At 52.7% G+C, this 26,347-nt stretch carries 20 protein-coding genes and 1 CRISPR repeat array (1 of these 21 cut by a window edge); of the genes, 13 read left to right on the top strand and 7 right to left on the bottom strand.

All coding sequences use genetic code 11. The features are described from left to right. The 3 genes from pglX to brxL are packed head-to-tail and all read left to right on the top strand — an operon-like array spanning position 1 to position 7,988. A complete protein-coding gene (gene pglX / locus ACFSDX_RS17930; RefSeq protein ID WP_382316032.1) occupies positions 1-3,486 on the top strand; it encodes a BREX-1 system adenine-specific DNA-methyltransferase PglX in 3,486 nt (1,161 codons plus the stop codon). Further along, positions 3,483-5,975, top strand: a complete 2,493-nt coding sequence (gene pglZ / locus ACFSDX_RS17925; RefSeq protein WP_382316030.1) for a BREX-1 system phosphatase PglZ type A — start codon at positions 3,483-3,485, stop codon at positions 5,973-5,975. The genes pglX and pglZ overlap by 4 nt, the downstream gene beginning before the upstream one ends. Positions 5,976-5,978: 3 nt before the next feature. Beyond that, positions 5,979-7,988 carry a BREX system Lon protease-like protein BrxL gene (brxL, locus tag ACFSDX_RS17920; protein WP_382316028.1) on the top strand — a complete coding sequence of 670 codons (2,010 nt, stop codon included), beginning with the start codon at positions 5,979-5,981 and terminating at the stop codon, positions 7,986-7,988. 214 nt (positions 7,989-8,202) lie between these two features. Here the strand turns inward: brxL and ACFSDX_RS17915 are convergent, their stop codons facing one another. The 6 genes from ACFSDX_RS17915 to ACFSDX_RS17890 form a co-directional block, all read right to left on the bottom strand. Next, positions 8,203-8,478 carry a GIY-YIG nuclease family protein gene (locus ACFSDX_RS17915; RefSeq protein WP_382316026.1) on the bottom strand — a complete coding sequence of 92 codons (276 nt, stop codon included), beginning with the start codon at positions 8,476-8,478 and terminating at the stop codon, positions 8,203-8,205. 192 nt (positions 8,479-8,670) lie between these two features. After that, positions 8,671-9,408 (bottom strand): gliding motility-associated C-terminal domain-containing protein, encoded by a 738-nt coding sequence (locus ACFSDX_RS17910; RefSeq protein ID WP_382316024.1) that lies wholly within the window; start codon positions 9,406-9,408, stop codon positions 8,671-8,673. Continuing rightward, the gene (locus tag ACFSDX_RS17905) at positions 9,401-10,483 is read right to left on the bottom strand and encodes a hypothetical protein (RefSeq protein ID WP_382316022.1); all 1,083 of its coding nucleotides are present in this window, start codon (positions 10,481-10,483) and stop codon (positions 9,401-9,403) included. The genes ACFSDX_RS17910 and ACFSDX_RS17905 overlap by 8 nt, the downstream gene beginning before the upstream one ends. Before the next feature lie 3 nt (positions 10,484-10,486). Continuing rightward, on the bottom strand, positions 10,487-10,618 hold the full coding sequence (locus tag ACFSDX_RS17900; RefSeq protein ID WP_382316020.1) for a hypothetical protein: 132 nt from the start codon (positions 10,616-10,618) through the stop codon (positions 10,487-10,489). A 331-nt stretch (positions 10,619-10,949) separates the two neighbouring features. Next, a complete protein-coding gene (locus ACFSDX_RS17895) occupies positions 10,950-11,309 on the bottom strand; it encodes a GIY-YIG nuclease family protein (protein WP_382316018.1) in 360 nt (119 codons plus the stop codon). Then, positions 11,306-11,596: a hypothetical protein gene (locus ACFSDX_RS17890; RefSeq protein WP_382316015.1), complete on the bottom strand. Its 291-nt coding sequence runs from the start codon at positions 11,594-11,596 to the stop codon at positions 11,306-11,308. Before ACFSDX_RS17890 ends, ACFSDX_RS17895 begins: the two co-directional genes overlap by 4 nt. A 1,017-nt stretch (positions 11,597-12,613) precedes the next feature. On the opposite strand from ACFSDX_RS17890, the gene ACFSDX_RS17885 reads away from it, so the two are divergent. The 3 genes from ACFSDX_RS17885 (at position 12,614) to cas6 (ending at position 14,212) form a co-directional block, all read left to right on the top strand. Then, a complete protein-coding gene (locus ACFSDX_RS17885) occupies positions 12,614-12,772 on the top strand; it encodes a plasmid mobilization protein (protein WP_382316013.1) in 159 nt (52 codons plus the stop codon). Positions 12,773-12,952: 180 nt separating this feature from the next. After that, entirely contained in the window at positions 12,953-13,300 is a 348-nt protein-coding gene (locus ACFSDX_RS17880) for a hypothetical protein (protein WP_382316012.1), read from the top strand. Positions 13,301-13,543: 243 nt separating this feature from the next. Continuing rightward, positions 13,544-14,212 (top strand): CRISPR-associated endoribonuclease Cas6, encoded by a 669-nt coding sequence (gene cas6, locus ACFSDX_RS17875; protein WP_382316010.1) that lies wholly within the window; start codon positions 13,544-13,546, stop codon positions 14,210-14,212. A gap of 3 nt (positions 14,213-14,215) precedes the next feature. Here cas6 and ACFSDX_RS17870 read toward each other — a convergent pair whose 3' ends face one another. Then, complete coding sequence (locus ACFSDX_RS17870) at positions 14,216-14,533, bottom strand: hypothetical protein (RefSeq protein ID WP_382316008.1); 318 nt, start codon at positions 14,531-14,533, stop codon at positions 14,216-14,218. A gap of 289 nt (positions 14,534-14,822) precedes the next feature. Between ACFSDX_RS17870 and cas8a1 the strand changes: the two genes are divergently transcribed. From cas8a1 to cas2, 7 genes are all read left to right on the top strand, one after another. Next, positions 14,823-16,232, top strand: a complete 1,410-nt coding sequence (gene cas8a1 / locus ACFSDX_RS17865) for a type I-B CRISPR-associated protein Cas8b1/Cst1 (protein ID WP_382316006.1) — start codon at positions 14,823-14,825, stop codon at positions 16,230-16,232. Between the two features lie 26 nt (positions 16,233-16,258). Further along, on the top strand, positions 16,259-17,347 hold the full coding sequence (gene cas7i / locus ACFSDX_RS17860; protein ID WP_382316004.1) for a type I-B CRISPR-associated protein Cas7/Cst2/DevR: 1,089 nt from the start codon (positions 16,259-16,261) through the stop codon (positions 17,345-17,347). After that, on the top strand, positions 17,335-18,120 hold the full coding sequence (gene cas5b / locus ACFSDX_RS17855) for a type I-B CRISPR-associated protein Cas5b (protein ID WP_382316002.1): 786 nt from the start codon (positions 17,335-17,337) through the stop codon (positions 18,118-18,120). Before cas7i ends, cas5b begins: the two co-directional genes overlap by 13 nt. Continuing rightward, positions 18,104-20,473, top strand: a complete 2,370-nt coding sequence (cas3, locus tag ACFSDX_RS17850; RefSeq protein ID WP_382316000.1) for a CRISPR-associated helicase Cas3' — start codon at positions 18,104-18,106, stop codon at positions 20,471-20,473. Before cas5b ends, cas3 begins: the two co-directional genes overlap by 17 nt. An 11-nt stretch (positions 20,474-20,484) precedes the next feature. Further along, positions 20,485-20,994: a CRISPR-associated protein Cas4 gene (gene cas4, locus ACFSDX_RS17845; RefSeq protein WP_382315998.1), complete on the top strand. Its 510-nt coding sequence runs from the start codon at positions 20,485-20,487 to the stop codon at positions 20,992-20,994. A 78-nt stretch (positions 20,995-21,072) separates the two neighbouring features. Beyond that, a complete protein-coding gene (cas1b, locus tag ACFSDX_RS17840; RefSeq protein ID WP_382315996.1) occupies positions 21,073-22,083 on the top strand; it encodes a type I-B CRISPR-associated endonuclease Cas1b in 1,011 nt (336 codons plus the stop codon). Then, a complete protein-coding gene (gene cas2 / locus ACFSDX_RS17835; protein ID WP_382315994.1) occupies positions 22,083-22,346 on the top strand; it encodes a CRISPR-associated endonuclease Cas2 in 264 nt (87 codons plus the stop codon). The genes cas1b and cas2 overlap by 1 nt, the downstream gene beginning before the upstream one ends. Before the next feature lie 193 nt (positions 22,347-22,539). Then, positions 22,540-26,347: a CRISPR direct-repeat array (repeat unit 29 nt; unit sequence CCCTCAATCGGACTAGCTGGAATTGAAAT); it runs 4,472 nt beyond the window's last position.

Genomic DNA, 26,347 nt, shown 5'->3' with positions numbered 1-26,347 from the left:
ATGAATACGAATAAGCTGAAAAAATTCGCTCAGGACGCCCGCAAAAAGCTGCTGGCGCAGGTGGCGGCCAAGCTGGAATACGTGCTTACTACCGACACGGCCGAGCTGCGGGAACGGGCGGCGCAGGTTAGCGCCTTGCGAGAGGAATTGAGTCGCACCGGTAAGACGCAGTTGGTTGAGAAGGTAGCCTACACTTGGTTTAACCGCTTGGTGGCGCTGCGCTTCATGGATGTGAACGGCTACCAGCCGCTGGACCTGCGCGTGCTCACGCCCAAAGAAGGACACACCCTACCCGAACTGCTGGACGATGCCAAAACGGGGCACATAGTGGAGGAACTGAAGGTGAATAATCAGTTAGTATTCGACCTGCTCGACGGCCGTATGCCCAGCACCAACCCGCAGAACGAAGCCTACCGTATGCTGTTAATCGGGGCCTGCAACTATCTGCACTCGCTGCTGCCCTTCCTGTTCGAGCGCATCAACGACTACACGGAGCTACTACTGCCGGATGATCTGACCAGCGACTTCTCCGTGGTGCACGAGGTGCGCGAAGGCATGGCGGCCGATGATTGCCAGCAAGTTGAGATTATTGGCTGGCTCTACCAGTTCTACATCTCCGAGAAGAAGGACGAAATATTTGCCTCCAAGTCCAAGGTGAAGAAAGAAGACATACCGGCCGCCACGCAGCTCTTCACACCGCGCTGGATTGTAGAGTACATGGTGCAGAATACCGTGGGCAAGCTGTGGTTGCAGAACAAACCCAATTCCCACCTGCGCGAGCACATGCCTTACTTCATTGAGTCGGCATCGCTGCAAAGCGATGAGTACCTGAAAATAAACTCTCCGGAGGAGATTACCTTGCTGGACCAGGCCTGCGGCTCGGGCCACATACTCGTGTATGGCTTTGAGTTGCTTTCAAAGATTTACGAAGAAGAAGGGTATAGCGCCAGCGAGATTCCGAAGCTGATTATTGAGCGCAACTTGTTTGGCTTTGAGATTGACGAGCGGGCCGCGCAGCTGGCCGCCATGGCCCTGATGATGAAGGCTCGCAGCTACCAACGCCGCTTCTTCCGCAAGGGCGAGGTGCCGCAGCCGCACATCCTATGCTTCCAGGACCTGAAGCTGGACGAGCAGCAGACAGCGGGTGCACTGGCAGGTATAGGTATAAAACCATCAGACCGTCTGTTACACGACCTGAAAAACATGCGACAGTCCACCAACTTGGGCTCACTGATTGTGCCACATGTAGGACTGCTAGAGATACAGAATGTGTTGCGAAAAGTGGAAGAGTACCTGCAACAGGCTGACGTTTTTGTGCAGTATGATTTGCTACAGTTCAAAGCCACGTTGGAGCAGTTGAGTTTACTTGGGCAGAATTATACCTGCATTGTAGACAACCCGCCATACATGGGGGGGGCTAAGATGAATCCTACACTTGCTGATTTTGTGAAGCTAAATTACCCAAAGAGCAAAGCAGACCTTATGACTTGTTTTATGGAAAGGGCTTGGAATCAGGTGGGTTGCAACGGTTTTATAGGAATGATAAACCTGCCTTCTTGGATGTTTTTATCTTCTTTTGAATCTTTTAGAAAAGAACTGCTAGAAGTAACACAAATAGATACTTTGTTACATTTAGGTAGAGGTGTTTTCGGATCTGATTTTGGAACTTTAGCTTTTACAATAGTAAATAATGAACAAAATAAAAGAAAAAGAAATGGAATTTATAGAAGATTATTTAAGGAGCATGTCAAAGTTCGTTCGGTTGATAAAATTAGAGATCTTTTTCTAAATCAAAGTTTTGGTTTGTTTGAGGCAAATCAAAGAGATTTTAAAACAATTCCAGGAAGCCCAGTTGGTTATTGGATGAGCAAAAAATTTTTAAATATTTTCAATAATTCAAAACCCCTAAGTGAGTTTATGAAACCTAGTAATGGGATTCAGACAGGGAACAATGAAAAGTATACTAGACATTGGTGGACAACAGAATTAGTCAAAAAAGATGTAAAATGGTTTCCTTACTCTAAAGGAGGGATATTTAGAAAATGGTATGGCAATATTGAATTATTCATAAACTGGGAAAGGAACGGAACTGGAATTTCAAGTGAAAAGAATTCGTGCTTAAGAGGCAAGGAGTTCTACTTCAATGAAGGCCTTACTTGGACAGATATTTCAACAGGTAAATTAGCATTTAGATTATTACCCAAAGGGTCACTTTTTGATGCAAAAGGTCCAGCAGCATTTGGCAAAAATTACCTCTCGATGCTAGGGTATTTAAATACGCCTTTTGTAGATAAAGTTAGTGAGGTATTAAATCCCACGTTGAGCTTTCAAATTGGAGAGCTAAAAAAAATACCTGTTAACGAAGATACACTAAATAATGATGAGTTAGTTTTAAAATGCATTGATATATCGCGACGAGAATGGGACTCGCATGAAACCTCATGGGATTTTAACTACAATGAACTTCTCCGTATAAAAAATGGAGAAGAACTACAAATTGAAGAGGTATATGACTTATATCAAAGGTACTGGGAGAATAAATTTTTACAGCTTCACCACAATGAAGTAAATCTTAACAATCAAGTAATAAGTGCCCTTGGTCTTCAAGATGAGCTTACACCCGATGTCCCACTAAAAGACATCACCATTCTGAGAGAAGAGACTAGCATTGAAAACGGCGAATTAGTCTTCCACGCCGATGAAGTGATGGCCCAGTTCGTGAGCTATGCCGTAGGCTGTATGTTCGGACGCTACTCACTGGACAAGCCAGGGCTTATACTTGCCAATCAAGGCGAGACGTTGCAGGAGTATTTGCAAAAAGTAGGTAAGTCTGAGCAGGATCTTTCCTTCTTGCCTGACGCCGATAACATCATCCCGCTCCTCGACGACGAGTGGTTCGAAGATGACATCGTGGGTCGCTTCTACGATTTCCTAAAGGTTTCCTTCGGGGCGGCCAACTTCGCCAAAAACCTGGCGTTTATAGAAGAGTGCCTGTGCAAAGACATGCGCAAGTACTTCGTAAAAGACTTTTACAACGACCACATCCGCCGGTATAAGAAGCGCCCCATTTACTGGCTGTTCTCTTCGGCGCATGGCTCCTTCAACGTGCTAATTTACCTGCACCGCTATACCCCTGATACGGCGAGCCACATCCTGAACAAGTACTTACGCGAGTACCAGGAGAAGCTGCGTACCCACCGGGAGCACCTGGTCCGGGTGGAAGTCGGTGGCTCGGCCTCCGAGAAGGCCAAGGCTAGCAAAGAGAAAGCACGCCTTGACACCGTGTTACTGGAATTGCAGGAGTACGAGCGCAACATTCTGTACCCGCTGGCCACCGAGCGCATTGCCATCGACCTAGACAACGGCGTGCTAGTGAACTACAATAAGTTCGGCAAGGCTGTGAAACTGGTGCCGGGCCTGAATGACGCGAAAGCTAAGAAGCAGGTCAGCGAGTTTGATTGGGTAAAGGAGGAAGAAACGGTATGAGTCAAATAGCTGAGTCCCTGAATAAACTCTTTGATAGCCATCGAGTCATTTTCTGGCACGACGAAAAAGCTGAGCTCCTGGATAGTTTCCAGGAGCTCGTTTTGCCTGAGGTAGAGAGCATCCATGTCAACAACAACGAGTTCTACGTTAAGCACCGCGTGGTAAAGCAGGTGCCGGGTGGCAAATTTCTGATTTACCGTTCTGGCCCGCGCCCTGCTTACGTAAATAACTGGTTGCTAGACCTGGAACTTGCGCATTACGAGTTCCATACTAACCAAGAAGCGACTTTTCTGCAAGAGCTGGGGCTGGAATATGACTTCAAGGACCTAGTCAGCGAGCATATTGAGTTCTTCAAGAGCAAAGACCGAAGGCAAAAGCTGAAAGGGCTCCTTGGCAAAGAAGATGCATTCAAGGATATTTGCTATAAGATGCTGGCTGTTGTGTTCAACTCGTCCACCATCTCGCTACCGGCGTTTATCCAGGCACACGCCAATGCCTTCAGCGACGGCACTGACCGGCTGGATCGTGAGCTTACCCGCTACAACCTGAAGTCCTTTTACTGGCAGCAAATTGCGGACACCTATAAGTACTTCAACAGCTCCCCCCAAATTTATGACTTCCTGCTAGAGGTCTTCGCCAACGTTTTTTCCCTTACGACGAGCAGTGGCCTCACGCGAGACGCGAACCTGCTGTTATCCTTGTGGAAGGACAGCATCGCTTATCAGGAAGCCTTCCAAAAGCTATCAGGTAAAATAGCGACGGGTCTGAACATTCAGGCGCTGCTGGACGATGCTTCACTAGACGACGTTCTGGATGATGACTTGTTCCGCATCGTGGATTACAAAATCATCCACGAGCTCATCAACCTGGTTGAATCCGAATCGATCAGCAATGACAGAGCCAGCCAGGTTATCAAAAGCAGGGAAAACAAGTATTGGTACAAAGACTTTCAGGACTTCTATTCGGCTATTGCACATGCCATTGAAGTCATTTCACTTACCCGTAAGTATGCCTCCCAGTCATTCTCTGATTTAGAATATACGGCTAAGCTGTACAGCCAGACCTTATTTCTGGTTGATTTTCACTACCGGAAATTTATTTGGCACTACCGCAACAAGAATCAGGACAAGTCCCTTGAGCTTCTCTTCGAAAAGGTTGAAAGAGTGTACTCCAATGATTGGCTGTTACTGCTCAACAACAAATGGCAGTCTTTGATTGATGCCCGAGAGGAATGGCCTTATGTCCCGCTCCTGTCCCAGTCACGGTTTTACAAGGACCACGTTGAGCCGGTGCTTAACAAAGGGCAGCGCGTATTTGTGATAGTGTCCGATGCGCTACGCTACGAGTGCGGGTATGAATACCTGCAGAAGGTAAATGCGGAAAATCGGTACGAAGGCGAGTTGCACCACATGATCACGGGGCTTCCTTCGTACACTCAGCTGGGCATGGCTTCTCTTCTGCCACATCAATCCTTATCTATCATCGCTGGCTCCGACAAGGTGAGCGTTGACGGAGTTCCGTGCCAAGGGATACAGGGCCGGCAGAAAGTGTTGGCAACGCTTGAAGCGCGCAAAGCTACTGCCATTCAGGCGGATGACTTTATGAAGATGAACTCCTCAACAGGAGGAAGGGACTTCGTAAAGCAGTACGAGCTGATTTATATCTTCCACAACCAGATCGACAAAACGGGCGACGACAAAACAACTGAGGACAACGTTTTTGAAGCGGTAGAACGTGAGCTGAGTTTCCTCATGGACGTGGTAAAACGAATAGCCAACATGAATGGCACCAACATGCTGGTGACTACAGATCATGGCTTCCTTTACCAGCACACCGCTCTGGATGAATCGGACTTTGCTTTGCTCAAAGTGGAGGGAGATGCCTGGAAAGAGAATAGGAGGTTCATCATCGGCAAAAACCTGACTGGCACCACTAAGGTCAAGAGGTTTAGCGCGCAAGCACTAAATCTTAGCGGCGATTTCGAAGTGCTATTACCCAAGTCTATCAGCCGGCACCGGGTAATGGGTGCGGGTTCTCGCTTTGTACATGGAGGCGCCTCACTACAAGAGGTTGTCATTCCCTTGATCAAAATCACCAAGAAGCGCCAAGACACCACTAAGCAGGTTGGCATCGATGTCATCCAGCAAACAAACAAGATTACAACCAACATCTTGTCCGTCTCTTTCCTGCAAACTGAATTAGTCACGGATAGCGTCCTAACCCGCACGATCAAAGCAGGGCTTTATGCTGACGACGAACTTATCAGCGACCAATTTAACTTCAACTTTGATATTCAAGAGGGTAGTGAGCGACAGCGCGAGGTAAAACACCGCTTCCAGCTGAGTAGCAAAGCCAGCGGCAAATACAAGAACCAAAGCGTGAAGTTGGTACTGGAAGAGCCAGTAGAGGGATCTTCGAAGTGGCGGTCGTACAAGGAGTACACCTACACGCTCAATATTTCCTTCTCTAGTGACTTTGATGATTTCTAATTTATGGTGTCCATTAACCACTTATTGAATACCCACTTTTCGGGCAAAGTCGTTCGGAAGGACCTGACCAAGCTGGTGAAGGGCAATGCTATTGTTCCAACCTATGTGCTTGAATACCTACTGGGTCAGTACTGCGCCACCGACGTGGAGGATACCATTGCAGAGGGTGTAGAGAACGTCCGCAACATCATCGCCCAGCATTTTGTGCACCGCGATGAGGCCCAGATAATCAAGTCAACCATTCGGGAGAAGGGCTCACACCGGATCATCGATAAAGTCTCTGTTCGCTTAAACGACCGCAAAGACGTCTACGAGGCCGACTTTGCCAATCTCGGGCTGAACAAAGTCGTCATCGACGATCAGATTGTTAAACAGCACAAGAAGCTTCTCTCGAGCGGGGTTTGGTGTATTGTGACCATGGGCTATATGCCTTCCGATGAACGAGATGCTTCCCCTTGGATTATTGACAACTTGAAGCCTATTCAGATTGCCAACATCGATGTTGAGGAGTACAAAGTCATCCGAAAACAGTTTACCAAGACCGAGTGGATTGACGCCCTCGTGCAGTCTATCGGCTTAAACCCCGAGGCGTTTTCCTTTCGCTCAAAACTGCTGCAACTATCCCGTCTCATTCCCTTTGCGGAGAATAACTACAACCTAATTGAGCTCGGTCCTAAGGGTACTGGCAAGTCGCATATATACTCGGAGATGTCTCCGCACGGCATGCTCATCTCAGGGGGCGAGGTTTCGAAAGCGAAGTTGTTTGTCAATAACACAACCGGCGATATAGGCCTAGTAGGCTACTGGGATGTGGTGACTTACGACGAGTTTGCTGGCAAGGATAAAAAAGCTGACCGTGGCCTGGTTGACATATTGAAGAACTATATGGCCAATAAGTCCTTCTCTCGCGGGACGCAGGTTTATGGCGCTTCGGCTTCCATGGTCTTTGTCGGCAACACCGACCATTCCGTGCCTTATATGCTAAAGCACTCGAACCTGTTCGAAGCGCTACCCAAAGACTATTACGACACGGCTTTCCTGGATAGAATCCATGCCTATTTGCCGGGATGGGAGGTGCAGAAATTGCGTAATGAAATGTTTACTTCCGACTACGGCTTCATCGTTGACTACTTAGCGGAGGTGTTAAAAGAGCTACGCAAAGAGGACCACACCCATGCTTATACTCCCTATTTCACTTTGTCAAACAGCATTACGACTCGGGATAAGACGGCTATCTCTAAGACTTTTTCTGGCTTAGTGAAAGTCATTTTTCCCGATGGAAACTTTGATCGGGATGATGCTCAAGAAATGCTGGAGTTCGCCATTGAGTGCAGAAGGCGCGTGCAGGGTCAATTGCGCCTTATGGATGAGACGTTTGAGCAAGTGGATTTTAGCTACACATGTAAGAGTACCGGTATCAAAACCATTGTCACAACCCTTGAAGAGATTGAGTTTGGTCCTGCCTTCTCAAATGAAGATGTACTCCTTGATACTGTCCCTAAAAATCCAAGCCCCACTGTGGAGCTGTTGCCAATCAAACTCGAAGCTGGTCAGAAAATTATTCGAGACAATCAAACCGCCATTTCATACGAAAAACTTTTTGGCCCTTACTTAGCTGGTGCGACGAATATAACGGTTAATGATCCCTATATACGTCTTCCTTACCAGTTGAGAAACTTAATGGAACTTACCGCCTTAATAGCCAAGGTTAAAGAGGAAGGACAAGAAGTGAAGCTGCACTTAGTTACCAATAACAACGAAGACTACCTAGAAAAAGCCAAAGAAGCATTTAAAGAGATCACTGATTCTTTAGAACCTATCGGCATTTTTTTTTCCTATGAATTTGACGAGAACATTCACGATCGGTCTATCGATTTAAATAACAATTGGAAGATTTTGCTTGGACGTGGCCTAGATATTTTTCAGAAAACTAATGGTCGGTGTGATGTTGCCGAGTATTATCAGGAAAAAAGGTTATGCAAAGCTTGTGAGATTACCTACTTGTATAAATGATTACGCAATTGGGCTAGTAATGCAAGCTTTACCAAAGGGTGGCCCGGTTGGAAATAGATAATAGGTTTGACTGGTGCTTCTAAAAGGCTCGTTCTATCAGTTCAAAATTGCTCGATTGTTCACGTTGCTGTTGCAAAATACATTGGATAGCTCAGCAGCAGGTTGCGGCCAGGATAGATTCTAGCTGTGAAACCAATTGTATTTACTGCTCTTCCTAAATATCATACCCAACAGGTTTTAAGAAAAATGTCCCCGCCGGTAGCGCGGCTAGAATAGTCTCTACCTCACCGTAGCACTCTGTATGACCAGAAAAGGCCGTTGCCGGCGAGTAGGAGAGGTGCGCAAAGTCTCGGTGAATCGTATGCTCCAAATCCCAGACCTGCCCCGCTTGGTAGCTGCTATAGCGCGCCAGCGTCCGCCAGCGGTAGTCCGAGCGTAGACGCCGAAATCGGGCCGCTAGATTGTAAGTGATGCCTACCTTATAGAACACCTCCCCTGCTTGGCTAGCCCAACAGCACGGCCTTGCGCCCGCGCTGTTGGGCTAGCCAAGCAGCCCGTTTCATCTAAAGCAGGTTGTGTGGTTCGCAGCAGCGCCGCGTTCGGGGCAGCCTGCACTCGGCTCGCACGCCGGTCCTGCACCGCTAGGGCGGCGTGCTTGCCTCTACGCCTCAACTACTACTGGCTAACGCACTACTTCGACCCAGCCTTTGAGCGAGGCAGCAGGGCAAAGGCCTGGCCGGCGTAGCACGTAGTAATAGACGCCAGCCGGCAAATCTTTAGCTGCCCAACTGTTGTCGTAGACTGGCGCCTCATAGACGAGCCGGCCCCAGCGGTTGTAAAGCCAGGCATGGGTGTTGTCGGCTAAATTGGGAATTACCCACTGGTCATTAAGATGGTCGCCGTTAGGGGTAATGATGTTAGGCGGAATGCTGGGGCGTAGCTCGTCAGCTGTTACGGTACTGGCTAGCTGGTAGTCGCAGCCGGCCAGCGTACTAACCGTGAGGTAGTAGGTGCCGGGGGCAGCTACTATAATGCTGTCGGCGGCTGAGCCCGTACTCCAGATTAGGGTACTGCCCTGAGGCACCCCGGTGGCTTGTAGCATGCGGCCGTCCCCACAGGTAGCTGAGCCAGGCACAATGCGCAACGTTGCTGGGGGCGCGCTGGCCGTGCAGGGGGCTGGCACAGTGAGACGGGCTACAAACCCATCGCTGAGGGCCGATGCCAGGGGCCCGACAGCTGACCCTAGTCGGGCCTGGTTGCTAAACGTGCCACTCACGATAAACTGCTGATTGGACAGCGCTTGCACTGAGCCTGCGAAGTCATCACCCGCGAAGGGGTACGTACTGAGCACCGCACCGCCATTGCCACCGGCCAGCTCTACCCAGTTCCAGCGGCCCGTGGTGCCGGCCAGTTCACCCACAAAAATATCCGGTCCGTCTTGGCTTACGCTGGAGTACGGGCGGCAGGGTGACAAACCGGCCTGGCCCCGAGTAGCTGGCCGTAACGACGACGTTACCGGCCGGCGTAGCGCACAGCCCACCCGAGCCCATCGGGCGGCTAGTACCAGCTCCGGCCGAAGCCCACAGGCACTGCCCCGGCCCGGCGGTGAAGCACGCTACAAACGTACTGGTTGGACCAGGACCATTAGGTAAGGCTACCGCCGCTATCTGGGCTGCTCCACCCTGGTAGCGCCCACTAACCACCAAGTTGCCATTGGGCAGGGCAATGAGCTGCTGGGCCTCCGCCCACCCGGTAGGCTGAACCAACTGTACCCAGCGCCACTGCGCACTCACGGGGTCGAGGCGACCCACGAATGCCTGCTGTACGGTGGGACTAGTCAGTGGCGGTAGGCCGCTGAGCGTATAGGGTGCCTGGAGCGTACCGGCCAGCGCAATGTCGCCGCCCGGTAGGGCCACTATGCCCGAGGCGGCATCGGAGCCAGCCCCACCTACGCCGAAGGCCTGGAGCCACTGCCCAGTCGCCACGTCGAGCCGGGCGACGAAGAAATTCCAGTTTTGCAACAGCGAGCCGGGGGGCAACGAGGTAAGGTTGGGCAGGCTGCTCAGTTGTAGCGTTCCGCTAAAGGTGCCGACCACCACTACCTCGCCGTTGTCGCGCAGGGTCAGGCCGCCGGGCCGCACCAGGTTATAGCCAGCGTAAGGGGTATTGAGGCGGGCCAGCCAGCGCCACTGGCCAGTGGTCCCGTTGAGGCGGGCGACAAAACCTTCGTACGCAGCATTGACGACGCCCGAGCTAAAAGGTCCGAACTGGGCCCCACCCACTACCGTGCCAGCTACCAGCACATCGCCATCAGGTAGCATAGTTACCATAGAAGCACCTGCCCCGAGCGTACTGGCAATGTCAGCTACCCAGCGCCAGCTGCGGCCGTCGGCCGCCAGTCGGGCCACAAAGCCATTATTGTAGGTGGGTAGGGCCGTCCAGGAGGCGGCTGGCTGCAACTGCATCGAGCTGATGTAGCCCCCGACCACGACCACATCCTAGTTGGCGGTGACGGCCGAGGCGATGATGTGCGTATGCTGCACCCCTAGGGTACGGGCTAGCAGCTCCCAGCTTTGAGCATGGGCATGGTGTCCAGCGGTTAGCAGTAGGCACCCGAAAAGGAGTGCCATGCCGCGCTTGAACAGGCATCTGTTGGTACGGTAAATGATGCGGGTTGCCATCGCTGAAAATCTATTTTTCCAAAAGCACGCAGGGCGGAGGAGTAAACGCAACCTTACTTTGGACTATATCAGACTTTAGGGATGGACGCGTAATTTGTTTGTGGAAGTGTAGTATGTTGTTTATTAAGTGTATATGCTCTATGCCGGCATCACTAGGTGAGACTTTGCAGGAAGTTGGTGACAGCCACTTGTTACTTGATGCAGTGGGCTTGCCTCACCTTCCGCGCTGCCTCCGTCAGTGTCGTTACGGGCCACTTGAATAGTTGTGGGCTCACCTTCTCTAAATATCACAGTTGACGGGTTTCAAGAAAAAAGTCCCCGCCGGCAACGCCGCCAGAATGGCCTTAACCTCGGCGTAGCATTCGGTATGACCGGAGAAGGAGGCCGCAGGCGAGTAGGAGAGGTGGGCAAAGTCTCGATGAATGGCCTGTTCTAAATTCCAGATGTGTTCCGCCCGATAGCTGCTGTAGCGCGCCAGCGTCCGCCAGTGGTAGTCAGCTCGTATCCGCCGAAACCGAGCCGCCAGGTTGTAGGTGATGCCCACCTTATAAAACGCTTCCTCTTCCTTGCTGTACACACGTATCACGTACAGCACGGCTTTACGACCGCGCTGTTGTGCTAACCAAGCTGCCCGTTTCATTGCGACAACTTCTTCTTAGCGGCTTTCAACAGGGCTTTATCGGCTGCCCGCAATTCCTGACTCTCTCGCTGGTCGTGGGTGAGTTGCTTAGCTTCTCCTTTCAACTGCGTGCGTCGGTCGCTGAGCGCCTCGCGCAGCACATCAGCTAGCTGCGAGGCGACCTCTCGGGAGATGGGTAGGGCTAGCGTATTCGTGAGAGTATGCAGTTGGACAGCTACCACTCCTTCCAATTCTAGGATGAGTAGCTGGTCCTGCTGGTGCTTGACCAGCTTACGTGCTTGGCGCACGCGCTTAAGTTGCTGCTTGTACCACATCGCCCTTAGGAGTGTAAGAGAGGTGTGTTCAGTGAAGGGCACTGTCCGCCGTTGGCTGAACATGGCTCGTACAAGCCACAGTAAATAGCCTCGCGCCAGGCTAATTCGGCCGGTACGGTTTGTATCCATAGCTCCAGTTGTGCCAGTTGCTCGCAGTCGTGGATGCGGTGGTTGGCGCGCAGTTTCTCGGCGTCGCTGAGGTAGGGGGAGTGGAAGGTGAGGGTGGTTAGGTGGGTGCGTAGGGCGAAAAGTGTTGCGAATGCTGTTGGCGCAGCATCCTGTCTGAATACATGGGTTTGCATGTAATTTTGAGATGAAGGTTATGGATTAGGTTTGGCGACCTGGTTTTTAGCTCAAGAGGCTATCCGTTGGCGCGGATAGCCTCTTTTTATGCAAGGACAGTTTAGGTAACTAAGCCGGCGGCTTTCAATAAATGCATAGCTTCTGGAGTGATTTTGCCGCTCTTTTTATGATTATCCACCGCCCAAATGGGGCGTATGTTAGTGTAGTGATAGCACAATCTAATTTGTGCTGAGTCAGCCAAATTGAAAGCCGCACAGGGCGCTATGTGGTCCATATGCCAGCCGCTGCGGCCATAATTTTCCCATGACATAGTAGTTAAAAACTGAACTTGAAGGTGCGCTCGTAGGGACTCTGTTGAGCAGCCAACTAATGCTTCTGTTTTCTCAGCTGAGAGCGTACCATGTAGTGCCCGACGTAGGTCCGTTGATAGCCTTTCGCTTGCTCGACGATTACGACACTTGCAGCTACTACATATATCGGCTATGCGGCCAGGTAAAAGTCTACCGAAATCAGGGAGTTCTTTTAGAATAGTGCAACGAGCACATATTATAATTTCATTCGCAGTCATCTTCGCAGTGGGGGTGTTATTGTTCAATACAAACTTAGTGAATATCATGTAAAACACAAGTGTTTTACATGATATATTTTGACATCCATGTAGTCTGCCTTGTGCCCTACTTTTGTGTAATGGAAGAGAAAAAGCTACGCAAGCCTCAAATAGGTGTTGAAGTGACCCCAGAGGAAAAAGCTCTTATAGAGAAGGTGGCAAAAGAAAGAGGGATGCGTGCCGCAACCCTATTGCGCACGCTAGCACTTGAGGAAGCTCGCCGGTTAAGAATAAAGTAAGTTTTATAGTCACCCGGCGAGGACTTGCGCGAGCTAGGGCAGCACCACTTCGACCGCCATTGCCCCTCCGAGCATGCCCAGAACTTCAACAACGCCCTCACCGCCTAGGGCAGCTGCAGCTATCTGATCGATATAGATCAAAAAGTAACCATTCTCCTCTCCGCCGAACTCGCCCAGCAAGTGGAAGCCCTTCTAGCCAGCAGCCGCCTAACGCTCCTACGCACCTTACTCGTGGACGCGGTGCAACAGGCCCAGCGTAATGGGGCGCTGGTGAGCCTGCAGCTACCCGCTGGAGAGGCAGGCCGCTTCGAAGCCTTAGCCAAGAATCGACACATGAGCTTACCAGACTTAGTGCGCCAGTTGCTGCTGCAGGAATGCTACCGGGGGCAGCGGTTGGCCCCGGGCGGCAACGACAAGGCGCTGGCTCAGGCTGTAGCTCAGGCGCGGGGGATGCGCAATGTCAGTACCCTACTGCGTACCCTGCTTTATGATGAGGCATGGCGCCTGGGTATTGGAGCGAAGGGATAGGTATACGTGCAGTAGGAGAGGGGCTGATGCTTGAGTGGTAGCCACAAAGGGGTTTTTACTACACGCTGGGCATTCGGCATTACATCACCCTCACTTACAAGTACCGCAGCACTGATATGATTGAAGGAAGAAGTTTTTAAAGGATAGTATAGGAAATCCGAGGAATTGACTGTAACCTTGTGCCAATATAATTGGCACGACTTGCGCCTTCCTTTCCCACCCATATTAGCCAACTAACTTACTTTGCGACTCCATCTATATCTAAGCGCGTCTCAATCGATTCCCTTTGACTACTTACCGGCCTTAAAAAGTGCGTTTCATCGCTGGACGGGCCACAACGAAGCGTTACACACAGGCTTATCGCTCTACTCATATAGTTGGCTACACGGCGGGCGAGCCGGGCGAGGAGGCATCCGCTTTGCAGAAGGCGCCAGTTGGTTTATCTCCGCTCCTGATGACACACTAATTCACGAGCTAGTGGGCGGTGTAGTACGGGCCCCCACGCTGGATTTATGCCTGACTGTGCGCGACGTACGAATGCAGCGATCACCCGAGTTCGCGGCAGGTGAGCAGCCTTTCCGGGTGGCCAGTCCGGTTTTTATCAAACACGAAGTAGAGAAAGGCAAGCCTGCCGACCACCTCCCACCCGGCCACGAACTCGCCGACGAACTACTCACCGCCACCCTGCGCCACAAACTACGCCAAGCCGGGCTAGATGATGTGGGCGCCGCCGTGCGCTTCGACCCAGCCCACATCGCTACTGCCAAGAGCAAGCTCTTCCAGTACAAGCAGGTGCAGTGCCGCGGCAGTATCTGCCCGGTGCTGGTGTCAGGGTCAGCGGCGCAAATTCAGTTTGCCTGGGAGGTCGGCGTAGGGCACTCGACGGGGATAGGGTGCGGAGCACTGGTATAGGGGCTAAGCGACTTTCTTATAATCTGTTGGAAGATACCAATCCGGGGGAAGTAACATGGGCATTTGACTACCTATTGCTTGAATCAGCTTTGCCTCGGTAATAACCACCCGGTTACCAGTTCTTGTGAACGAGATAAACAGCTTGCGGTGCTTGCAAGAGGAGCAAATGAAGTGACCGTGGAAGCCGTGGACAAGTGGATTAAAGTTCGCTCGAATTTTTGCCACGCACGACATAAGCTCACGAGGGAAGATGCCTTGCTCTTCCTGCAGGCGAGCAGCATTTAAGGAATAAGCATACACAAATGAAAGCGGTGTATCCATTGCGGTACGATTGAGTTGTGAAAGTTTGGTACTTATTAAGCCGAGAAGCAAGTAGTTGGAATGACCCAGCTACTTGCCTGCACTCGGTTCCGATTAAAACCCGCTTCGCATTTTTCAATAACCTTGAGTGCTCCTGAAGGATGCGGACAGTAGGGTAACTGTGCCTGGAAGCGCAACAAAGTACCGAGATGCAGTTCAGGATTCCAAATTTTCCTCAGATATTTACTTCGCACGAAAACAGAGTAATATCCGCTGCGCATCGGCGGCAAATTATAATCCCTTCACAATCATGAATCAAGCAGGATTATCTGGTGACCCTTTCACTGATGTAGGTGCGGCCGTATTACAGACGCTACTAGCGCAGCATCCCAACTGGCAGGAACAGGATGCCCTGAAGTTTGCTACTGATGTGTACGTGCAAAGCTGGCAAAGCAAGCTCCACGCCTTTTTCCTTAATTCCGGTATCACTAACCCGGCTAATAAGGGCAAGGAGGTGGAGCGGACGTTGGAGTACTACGGGGCCTTACTGGCAGATGACCCCAAGCAGGCAAAGGGCTGGTGCCGCGTGTCGGGGCAGTACGAGCCGCTTTTTCCGGCGGGGCGGGAGAATCAGGTGCTGGCCGGGTCGGGAACGTTCTTGAATTTTAATCACGGCTTGGAGCAGGGCTTGCAGCTAGGACGCAGTGCCTTACTTAACATATATTTTGCCCCGCTGGGCTGCCTAGAAGTAGGCGGTAATCCGGCGCTGATTCACAGCAGCCGGCCTGAGGTTACGGTGTTTTTGGCAGCCAGTAACCTGAAAGAAAACCTGCGGCCAGCGGCGACTGAGTTGAAGCCGGGACTGGCAAAGTCCAGCCGGGGTAACGCGGCCAATGCCCTGTTTGGCTATGTGGATGATATTTTGAAGGAGGTGAAGCGGGAGTCGAGTAAACTGACTGACGGCTCGGCTCCGGCGCTGACGCTATACAACTTCACCAATTTTGGGGCGAAGCCGGATGTGGTGCTGCACCACCTGTCAGCCACGGTATTCGACTTCTACCAGCAGGTGATGAGCGAATACAAGGAGCCCTGGACGTGGTTTGTGCGGGCGCATTACCGCAGCAGCAAATTTAAGGGCGCCCGCGCCCAGCCCGATACCACGGCCTTGTTTGTGCCTGGCAAGGCCCACGAAGCCCTGACGATAGTGGAGCCCACTACTTACCGGGCCTGGTACAACCCGGTGTACAACTACTTGCTGGCGGGCCGGAGCTTGTTGGAAATGATAAAAAAGTGGTGCCGCTACCAGCGCTTTCCTTTTGATTTGACTACCTATTACTGCGAAAAAATCCTCCACATGGACCAGAGAACTTTTGAACTCATTTCTCGTGTGGCCCGCTACGTGGCTACGCAAACTGATGACTCAGCTATCAAGCGCACCCTCACGCGCTTGAGCACGGCCCGCACGGGCAGCGAGGTGCGCCTGCTACTGGTGGGCTTGCAGCGCCGCAACTACGAAACCGATGCGACCGAGCCCTTGCTGCGGCTGGACGACTACGTGCGCTACCTCTTTCCCGATGGCAGCAGCTGGCGCGAAATCCGCGACCTTTTGCTGATTTCGCTCTATGAGCAGCTGCACGAAAACAACCGCCACGTGGAGTTGGAAGAGGGGCTGGAAGAAGTAGCCGCCGGCGACGAGGACACTGATACTGACCAAGAATAAACTGCTTTTTACTTTCTCAACCCCTTATGAAAAACTTAAAAACCCAGGGCTTCGTGCTGCTCGATACTGACGTGGCCGCGCTCAACAACTCGGGCAAGGACACGCAGAGTAACTACGACAATGCCGTTGCCACCAAAAAAATCATGAAGGGCCGCAGCTCGCACGTCTACGTGTCGGGGCAGGCGTGGCGCTATTGGTGGCGGCAAACGCTGCAAAAGGACCACGAGTGGAATATGTCACCGGTGGAGCGTACGAAAGACGTGGCCTTCACGGAGGCTAACCCGTTGAAATACGCCGACGACGACGTGTTTGGCTACATGCGGGCTACTAAAGAGGAGAAAACGGACGAGGACGGTAACATCCTGATGAAAAAGGGCAAGCCCGAAATGCAGGACGCTACCGTGACGCGGGTGTCGCCGCTCAAGAACTCTGCCCTGATTTCCGTGGTCTCGGTGCAAACGGCGCACTCGTGGTCGGTGATGTCGCGCATGGATGGCAACCCGGTGCCCTACGTGAAGGAAGAATACGGCACGGTGCTGAAAGGCATGTTTTCTATCGACTTGCAGCAGGTGGGCACCTTTGCCACCTACAACCGCACCGGCTACAAAAACCTGACCGCCGGCCTGCAGGCCAAAGCATTGCAGGAAGGCGGCGAGCTAGTGCCCGACGAAGGCATGCGTAACCCCAAAGGCGAACCGCAGCAATTGGTACGCCTGCCTCGCGCAACGCGCTTGCACCGGGTGCAGGACACGCTGCGCGCCCTGAAAACGATGAGCGGTGGGGCTATGCAAACCAATAACTACACCGACGTAACGCCCAAGTTCATCGTGCTGGTCACGCTGCAGAGTGGCAACCACCCCTTTGGCCACATCGTGCGCAGTGGCGGGCTGTTTGGGGGCGAAGTCACGTTTGACAAGGAATCGCTGGCCGAAGCCCTGCGCGACTACGCTGACCAGTTGACGGGCACCGTATTTATCGGGCGGCGGCGCGGCTTTATGGAAGAAGCCTTTGTCGACCTCACGGAGTGGGCCAAAGACTTCCCGAACGTGCGGCTCGGCTCGGTGGTCGAAGCAATTGAGGGCTATTGCCAGGAGTTGGAACAATGGATGCCGTAGCCCACCCCGCGCCGCGCCCAGCCTTTCGGGTGCGGCTGAGCAGCTGGACGTGCAGCTTCCGCTACCCCAACCTCATCAGCGGCTTTCAGCCCACGCTGCACGTGCCGCCGCTGAGCACAGTGCTGGGCCTGCTGAATGCGGCGGCGGGCCGCTATTTGCCCCACACCCACTCAGAGCTAGGCTACGTGTTCGACTTTGCCGGGCAGGCGGTAGATGTGGAAACCATCTGGATGGTGGCCGGAGCTAAGCGCAAAAACGCGCAGCGAGAAGACGTTATCGTAGCTTCCAACAATGTAAAATCGAATCCGGTACGGCGCGAATTTCTGTACGAAGGCAGCTTGACGCTCTATCTCTTCGACAAAGAGCTCGCTGATTGCTTTCGGCAGCCGGCTTATCAACTGCTACTCGGCCGCTCCGGTGACCTGGCCACGGTCGATGAAATCCGGGAGGTGATGCTGTACCCTGTAGCGGGGACGGCGCGGCTACGCGGGCAGCTGGTCCCGTTGCAGCCGCACTTCTTGCCAGGCCAGATTCAGGCCCTGCCACAGTACTTCACCGACACCCTGCCTCGACAAAACCTGGGTACGCAGGCCTACTCCGTGCTTAGCCCGCGCGAGGCGATGGTAGACGCGGCCGTGCCGGCCTGGTACGATGCGGAGGCCCGCGAGGCCGCCGCTGCCCAGCGCCGCACGGTGGTAGGCAGCCGCGCCGAGGCGTCCGATATTTTTCTGCATACCCTCAGCTTCGCCCTTACGCATGCCACAGCCGGGTAGCCTGCTCGCCAAATCGGCTCAGGGCGATGACGAAGCCGTGTCGCTACCGCAACACATTATGGATGTGCTACTGGTGCGGCAGCTACTGCGTCTGCAGTTTCCCAAGGCAACTGCGGTGGCGGGCAGCGGCTTTTGGGACGACTTGTGGTGGAGCCTACTGCTGCACGACATCGGCAAGGTGCATCGGGAATTTCAGAAGCTGCTGGCCGACCAGCCCCACCAGTGGCAGCACCAGCGGCATGAGTTGTTCTCGCTGCCGCTAGTGGCGACACTGATAAAGGATGATACTCGTCGCCAACGCATTTTGTGGGCCGTAGCTGGCCACCACCGGGATTTTAAGCGGCTGCGCGCCTTTCTGGATGAGCGGTATCTTACCAAAGATCCGCTATTGCGAAAGGTAAAGCAGCTAGCATTTGCTACCGATTTTAAGGAGAATGTAGCGCTGGCCGACGTGCGGGGGGTACTGGGCATCTGGAATGTCGCCATACCCAAGACCCTGACGGAAATCGACCCGCTTGACGTAGTGCAATTGCCTGCAACCGGCTACCACGTCGCCGACCCTGATGGCTGCGCCCTTACGCTGCTGGCGGGCGCTTTTCAGCACTGCGACCATCTGGGTTCAGCTCGCGTCACAAAGCTGCTGACGTTGAACCAGACTCGATTTAAAGCCTTTGATGAGAAGCTCAAAGGTTGGACACTGCACCAGCACCAGGCCGACGCCGCCCGTACCAGCGGCAACGTGCTACTCACGGCCCCCACTGGCGCGGGCAAAACCGAAACGGCGCTGCTGTGGCTCAAACAACAAACGCAGGATTTAGGGGCCACGCGGCTGTTTTACGTGCTGCCCAATCGTGCCTCTATCAATGCCATGCACAGGCGCATGGAGGCTAATTTTGGCAAAGAATTGCCAGCCGTACTGCACGGCAAGCTGAGCGACTTTCTATACCGCACCGCTACTAATCTGGCCGACAGCCGGGTCAGGCGGCTAAGTGCAACGCGGAAACTGCGCGAGCAGTTTCGCACGCTGGCCCGACCTGTCAAAACCATGACGCCTTTTCAGGCCATTAAGCACCTATACGGTTTGCAGGGCTTTGAAAAGGGTTGGTTTGAGTGGGTTGGCTCGTGCTTCGTGTTCGATGAGATTCACGCTTATGAACCAAAGGTTTTTGCCGAAATCATTCTGCTAATTGAAGTCTTGACGCAACAGTTAGGGGCACGAGTATTGGTCATGACAGCCACCCTACCCGACCATTTGCGGGCGCGGCTGATGAAGGCGCTTGGCCTACACACGGCTATCGCGGCTGCCCCATCATTATATCCGACCTTTAATCGGCACCGGGTACACGTACTGAATGGTCGCCTGGCCGACAACTTGCCCCTGATTGCGCACCGCCTGACTACCCTTAAGGCCGACAGCAAGCCTTGCAGGGTACTCGTGGTAACCAACACAGTGGCGCAGGCCCAAGAAGTTTTCCGAGAGCTTCGCTCGCTCGTCCCTGACTACGCGCCGGGTAAGTCGGCGGCGCTTCTGCTGCACGGGCGCTTCAATGCGCGGGACCGTTCGGCCAAAGAAACAGAGCTAGAAACTGCGGAAAATATTCAACTCCTCGTGGGCACGCAGGCCATTGAAGTCAGCTTGGACATTGATTTTGATGTCATTTACTCCGAGCCAGCCCCACTAGATGCGCTTATTCAGCGGCTGGGGCGCGTGAACCGCCAGCGCCAAAAAGGGTTGTCCGACTGTTTCATTTTTGAGGAGGCCAACGCCGACGACCGTTTTATCTATAAAGACCGGGAGGTGGTCGGGCGCACGCTAGAAAAACTGGCCGAAGTGGCCGCCGCTGGCGGAGTCTTGGAAGAGAGACAGTTACAGGAATATCTCAACTTTGTGTATGATGGTTGGCAGCTTAAAGCGCAGGAAAGCTATGAGCAGCACCTAGGGCACTTGCGCTACAACCTGGCGCACATTCTACAACCTTTCTCGGCAGACCCAACCCGGGAAGAGGATTTTTACAAAAAATTTGACGGCGTGGCGGTAGTGCCGCAGGGTTTGGAAGCTGAATACCAGCGGTATCTGGAGCAGTTTGATTTTATTGAAGCTGAAGCGCTGACGGTTAGTGTTCGAGCTGGCACCTTTGCTGGGGGTAAAGAAGAAGGCTGGATAACGCAAAGCTTCGTGGCAGCATTCGGCGCTGATAAGTCGGGCGAATCAAGTAGCTTAAAAACAATGCCTTACTATGTTATTCATCATCCTTACTCTCTCGAGCTAGGTTTGCAAATATCCCGCAAGGCGGAAGAACAGACAACGTTTTACGGCACCGGGAAATACGATGCGTCAAACTCACAGTGGTAAGGTAACCAACCATGAAAACCCTCACCGCTACCCACGTCAAGTACTACCACTTGTGCCACCGCAAGCTATGGCTATTTGACCGCGACGTGTGGATGGAGCATACTTCGGAGGCGGTGGCGGCGGGCGAGCTGCTGCACCAGACGGCCTACCCCCAGCGGGCCGAGCGCTACCGCGAAATCAGCATCGGCAGTAGCAAAATCGACTTCTACGATCCGCAGCGCAAGGTGGTACACGAGATGAAGAAGTCGGCTAAGATGGCCGATTCTAACATCGCGCAGGTGAAGTACTACCTCTGGCTACTAGAGCAGCACGGCGTAGAAAACCCCACTGGCATTCTCGAATACCCCAAGTTGCGTCAGACCCAGCCCGTGGACCTTACGGATGAAGACCGCGCCCGCATCCCGCTGGAATTAGGAGTCATGAAAGTGCTGCTAGCCGATGATATACCCTGCCCGCCTGTCATCAATAAACCTTTCTGCAAGCAGTGCGCCTACTACGAATTCTGTTACGTGGCCGAGTAACCAAGCGTCGATACCAAGTGCCTTGCCTGCCGCAGGTGGGCGTATCTGCAAAATCCGTTTAATCCGTTTGAATCTGCGGTGAAAAAAACGTTCTACCTGTTCAATCCTGGCCGCCTCAGCCGCCAGGATAACACGCTCAAATACACCGCCTACGACGAGGCTGGGGCTGAGGGACAAACGCGCTTTCTCCCCATCGAAGACGTGGCCGATCTCTACGTGTTTGGCTCGCTCGATGCCAATTCGGCGTTGTATAATTTTCTGGGCAAGCACGGAGTATCGGTACACTTCTTTGACTATTACGAGCACTACACGGGCTCGTTCATGGCCAAGGAGTACCTACTGGCTGGCCGCCTGCAAGTAGCCCAAACTGGCCACTACACCAGCCTCAAAAAGCGCCTCGTGCTGGCGCGCAAGCTAGTAGAGGGCGCGGCCTTCAACATACTCAAGAACCTGCGTTACTACCAAAGCCGGGGCCGGGTGGTGGGCGAGGAAATCGCGCAGATTGAGCTGTATGTATCGGCCCTTCCCCATACAACCAGCGTGGCCGAAATCATGGGTTACGAGGGCAACATCCGCCAGACGTATTACCGCTGCTTCGAGCAGCTGGTGAGCGTGCCAGGCTTCACCTTCGGTACTAGAAGCACCCAGCCGCCGCAAAATGAGTTGAACGCATTGATTTCCTTTGGCAACATGCTCTGCTACGCGGCTTGTCTCTCACAGATTTACCACACCCAACTTAACCCAACTATTTCCTTCTTGCACGAACCCGGTACCCGGCGCTTTTCGCTGGCCTTGGATATGGCTGAGATTTTTAAACCCCTACTCGTAGACCGCACCATCTTCCGGTTGCTCAACAAAAAAGAGATTCAGCCTCGCGATTTCGTGCGCGAACTTGATGGCTGCCTGCTTAAGGAGGCTGGACGCAAAACATTCGTGCGGGTGTTCGAGGAACGCCTAAAAGAAACGATTCAGCACCGCCGTCTCAACCGGGCTGTGAGTTACCAACACCTCATCAAACTGGAGTGCTACAAGCTCACCAAACACTTGCTTAGTATGGAAGATTATCAACCTTTTAAAGCTTGGTGGTAATGTATATTATTCTGGTCTATGATATGAAACAGCAGCGGGTGGGCAAGATGTTGAAACTGTGTCGCCGCTACCTACATTGGATTCAAAATTCCGTTTTTGAAGGGGAAATCAGCGAGGTGAAGCTTGCGGAGTTGTTGGCAAAAGCCCGCACCATTATGGAAGAGGAAGAAGATAGTCTTATTCTCTTTAAAAGTCGCACCCAACAGTGGTTAGAGAAGCAAGTAGTGGGTCGAGAGCGTAGTGCACTGGATACTATTTTGTAGGGTTCAGTAGTCGTCGTTCGTTTTGTGAAGGGAGTATTCTTTTGGCCATACGCTAACGTATTCTCTCAACTTATTGATTAGTAGCGTCGTCTAAAACCCGGCTAAATCGTGTTTTTGGCCATCGACGACTTGGGTGAATTAAGAAAGGCCAATTCCTGTCTGTTTCAGGGTATTTTTAGACCTAAATGGACGGCCCTCAATCGGACTAGCTGGAATTGAAATTGGTCACCTCGGGGTTGGGCGTGGCCGCGCTCACCACCCTCAATCGGACTAGCTGGAATTGAAATTTGGTATCGTTGATGATGGTTTTCTGACCGATGTAGCCCTCAATCGGACTAGCTGGAATTGAAATACTACCGGGCTGCCTCAGTCGCGGCCTGGACCGGGCTCCCTCAATCGGACTAGCTGGAATTGAAATGCGTCACCAAGCGCGACGCCCAGCGCGACGGCTGGCCCCTCAATCGGACTAGCTGGAATTGAAATGCGCCCAAAGTCACCGTGCTCCCGCAGCAGCCAGTACCCTCAATCGGACTAGCTGGAATTGAAATTCGTCAAAATCACTCACCACTGCTAAGCCCCGCGCCCCCTCAATCGGACTAGCTGGAATTGAAATACGTCTCAGTAGAGCCTAGCTCAGCAGCTGGTACCGCCCTCAATCGGACTAGCTGGAATTGAAATACGAGAAGCCCGACGAGGTGACGCTGAGCGCCGTGTCCCTCAATCGGACTAGCTGGAATTGAAATAAAAGAAAGAGGCCCTGGCTTACCTGCAAACAATAACCCCTCAATCGGACTAGCTGGAATTGAAATATGTCGGAAACATCACCCAAGCCCTGGCCGACTGGCCCTCAATCGGACTAGCTGGAATTGAAATTGCGCTGGGCCTGCGCCCGGATGCTGGCCGACTTACCCTCAATCGGACTAGCTGGAATTGAAATAGATAAGCCACCGGCTGACCCTGCCCACGCCCGCCTCCCTCAATCGGACTAGCTGGAATTGAAATTAAGAACTCGCAGGCCGCGGCAAACACTTCCAAATCCCCTCAATCGGACTAGCTGGAATTGAAATTGGGGTAAGCTGATACTCACGCTCTACGATGACCGCCCCTCAATCGGACTAGCTGGAATTGAAATTAGCCTACTAGGGCTCAGCCCATATGGCAGACGGCCCCTCAATCGGACTAGCTGGAATTGAAATGGAGTAGGGCGGTTGTTCATGCTTGTGGGGCGGTTGCCCTCAATCGGACTAGCTGGAATTGAAATAAAAGAACCTGACGGACCAGCAGCGCCTACGAGCGCCCCTCAATCGGACTAGCTGGAATTGAAATAGAACCTAGCCGCCAATACTGCCGCGTTGAAAAAGACCCTCAATCGGACTAGCTGGAATTGAAATACGAGCCCGAATTAGAATCTTCTCTCACCCCCTCACCCCTCAATCGGACTAGCTGGAATTGAAATAGGTGCAGGAGCGCATCGACGCCCGCATCGACCGCGCCCTCAATCGGACTAGCTGGAATTGAAATTCGAGATTGGCTGGGACGTGGTGGCCTACGAGAACCCCTCAATCGGACTAGCTGGAATTGAAATTAGGTGACCGTGGGCTGGTTGAGGTCCCGGTACAGGCCCTCAATCGGACTAGCTGGAATTGAAATGAGGAAGGCCAGCGCCCGAAGCAGCTCATTCCCGAACCCTCAATCGGACTAGCTGGAATTGAAATGCCAATGAGCTGGCCGAGCAGGTGCTGCTGCGCCTCCCCTCAATCGGACTAGCTGGAATTGAAATTGGGTGAAAGTGTGTGCGGAGTGGCCCAGCTCGCGGCCCTCAATCGGACTAGCTGGAATTGAAATCTATGCAGCAGGTAATAGCCAATGCCCACCTGCGCCCCTCAATCGGACTAGCTGGAATTGAAATACATTCAGCGCGAAAACGACGCCTACGAGCAGCAGACCCTCAATCGGACTAGCTGGAATTGAAATTCATTGAGCAGGCCCGCGCCATGCTCCAGCACCTCCCCCTCAATCGGACTAGCTGGAATTGAAATTCATGGTAGACTTTGGCGTCGTTGGCAAGGTCGGTGCCCTCAATCGGACTAGCTGGAATTGAAATTCAGATGCCCGCTACGGGCCGTGGGACTCCGTGGCACCCTCAATCGGACTAGCTGGAATTGAAATACGTGCGGCTTGGTGCTACGGGCTTCCGGGTCTTGCCCCTCAATCGGACTAGCTGGAATTGAAATAATGGGAGCTACTCACCATCGGCCGCAAGGAGTACCCCCTCAATCGGACTAGCTGGAATTGAAATTTGTTGACCTCAGCCACAATGCAGTCGGCTTCATACCCCTCAATCGGACTAGCTGGAATTGAAATTGTAGTCGTGCACCACGACCTTGGCCTCCACTACCTCCCTCAATCGGACTAGCTGGAATTGAAATATGGCACGCTGCTCTACTCGCGCCCGCTGCGGCCCCCCTCAATCGGACTAGCTGGAATTGAAATATGGCAATGCCGCTACCGATGGTGACCACGTGCTGAGCCCTCAATCGGACTAGCTGGAATTGAAATTGGCTGCAACCACGACTGACCCTACTGATAAGGTTACCCTCAATCGGACTAGCTGGAATTGAAATGCGCTACATCAGCGTGTTCGAGCCCGGCGGTGGCGACCCCTCAATCGGACTAGCTGGAATTGAAATGCGCTGCGGGCTTGCTACTGGTGCCTTACTGGAACCCTCAATCGGACTAGCTGGAATTGAAATAGGAGACCCGCCAGAACCGCATCGCGGCCCTGGAGCCCCTCAATCGGACTAGCTGGAATTGAAATACTTGAGTAGCCCGCTTTTGGTGCGACTCTGCTCATCCCTCAATCGGACTAGCTGGAATTGAAATATGCAAAACCGGCCCATCGCGCTCAAGGTGTTCGCCCCCTCAATCGGACTAGCTGGAATTGAAATATGACTACGCCTTTTTCGAGCCGCTCAGCAATACCCCCTCAATCGGACTAGCTGGAATTGAAATGCGTTTTCAGCCAGGCCTTTGAGCAAGTTGCCCGTCCCCTCAATCGGACTAGCTGGAATTGAAATTTAAGTGTTCCCGGTCTGACTGCCAATATTCCGTATCCCTCAATCGGACTAGCTGGAATTGAAATGTTGAAACGCGGTAGATTTTCAGTACGTTTTTCAACCCCTCAATCGGACTAGCTGGAATTGAAATGATTAAAAACCACAGCCAAGTAGACAGCTACGCCCCCCTCAATCGGACTAGCTGGAATTGAAATGGGATAGCATCCGCTACAACAGCTACGGCACGTCCCCCTCAATCGGACTAGCTGGAATTGAAATTAGTAATAAGCAGCGAAGTAAAGCACGAATTTGCGGCCCCTCAATCGGACTAGCTGGAATTGAAATTGCTCACGGCGGCCCCGACTGCCGAGGAGGAGGAGCAGCCCTCAATCGGACTAGCTGGAATTGAAATATGACTACGCCTTTTTCGAGCCGCTCAGCAATACCCCCTCAATCGGACTAGCTGGAATTGAAATAAGCGTAGGCAGAGTTCGCCCAGGCCGCACGGCGTGCCCTCAATCGGACTAGCTGGAATTGAAATCAGGACGCCACGTTCGTAGTCGATAAGGACGCCAGCCCCTCAATCGGACTAGCTGGAATTGAAATAGGGGTAGCGAGGGCCACCGACTGCCCGCCCGGGGCCCCTCAATCGGACTAGCTGGAATTGAAATTTGTTGAGGCCCGTGCCGTCGAAGGAGGCGTGGCAGCCCCTCAATCGGACTAGCTGGAATTGAAATTTTAGAAAGCGGATTTTGGCCGTATAACTATTTACACCCTCAATCGGACTAGCTGGAATTGAAATTTGTATTTTTCGCGGCGCTGCCCGTCCCACTCGGCCCTCAATCGGACTAGCTGGAATTGAAATTTTTGCACGTCACCACCTGCTGCACTGGCATTTACACCCTCAATCGGACTAGCTGGAATTGAAATACGTAGTAGCGAATC

The sequence above is a fragment of the Hymenobacter bucti genome (genome assembly GCF_042681145.1).
Lineage (GTDB): Bacteria > Bacteroidota > Bacteroidia > Cytophagales > Hymenobacteraceae > Hymenobacter > Hymenobacter bucti.
Note: the sequence above shows the minus strand (reverse complement) of the source record. Positions and strands in the feature narration are given on the sequence as shown.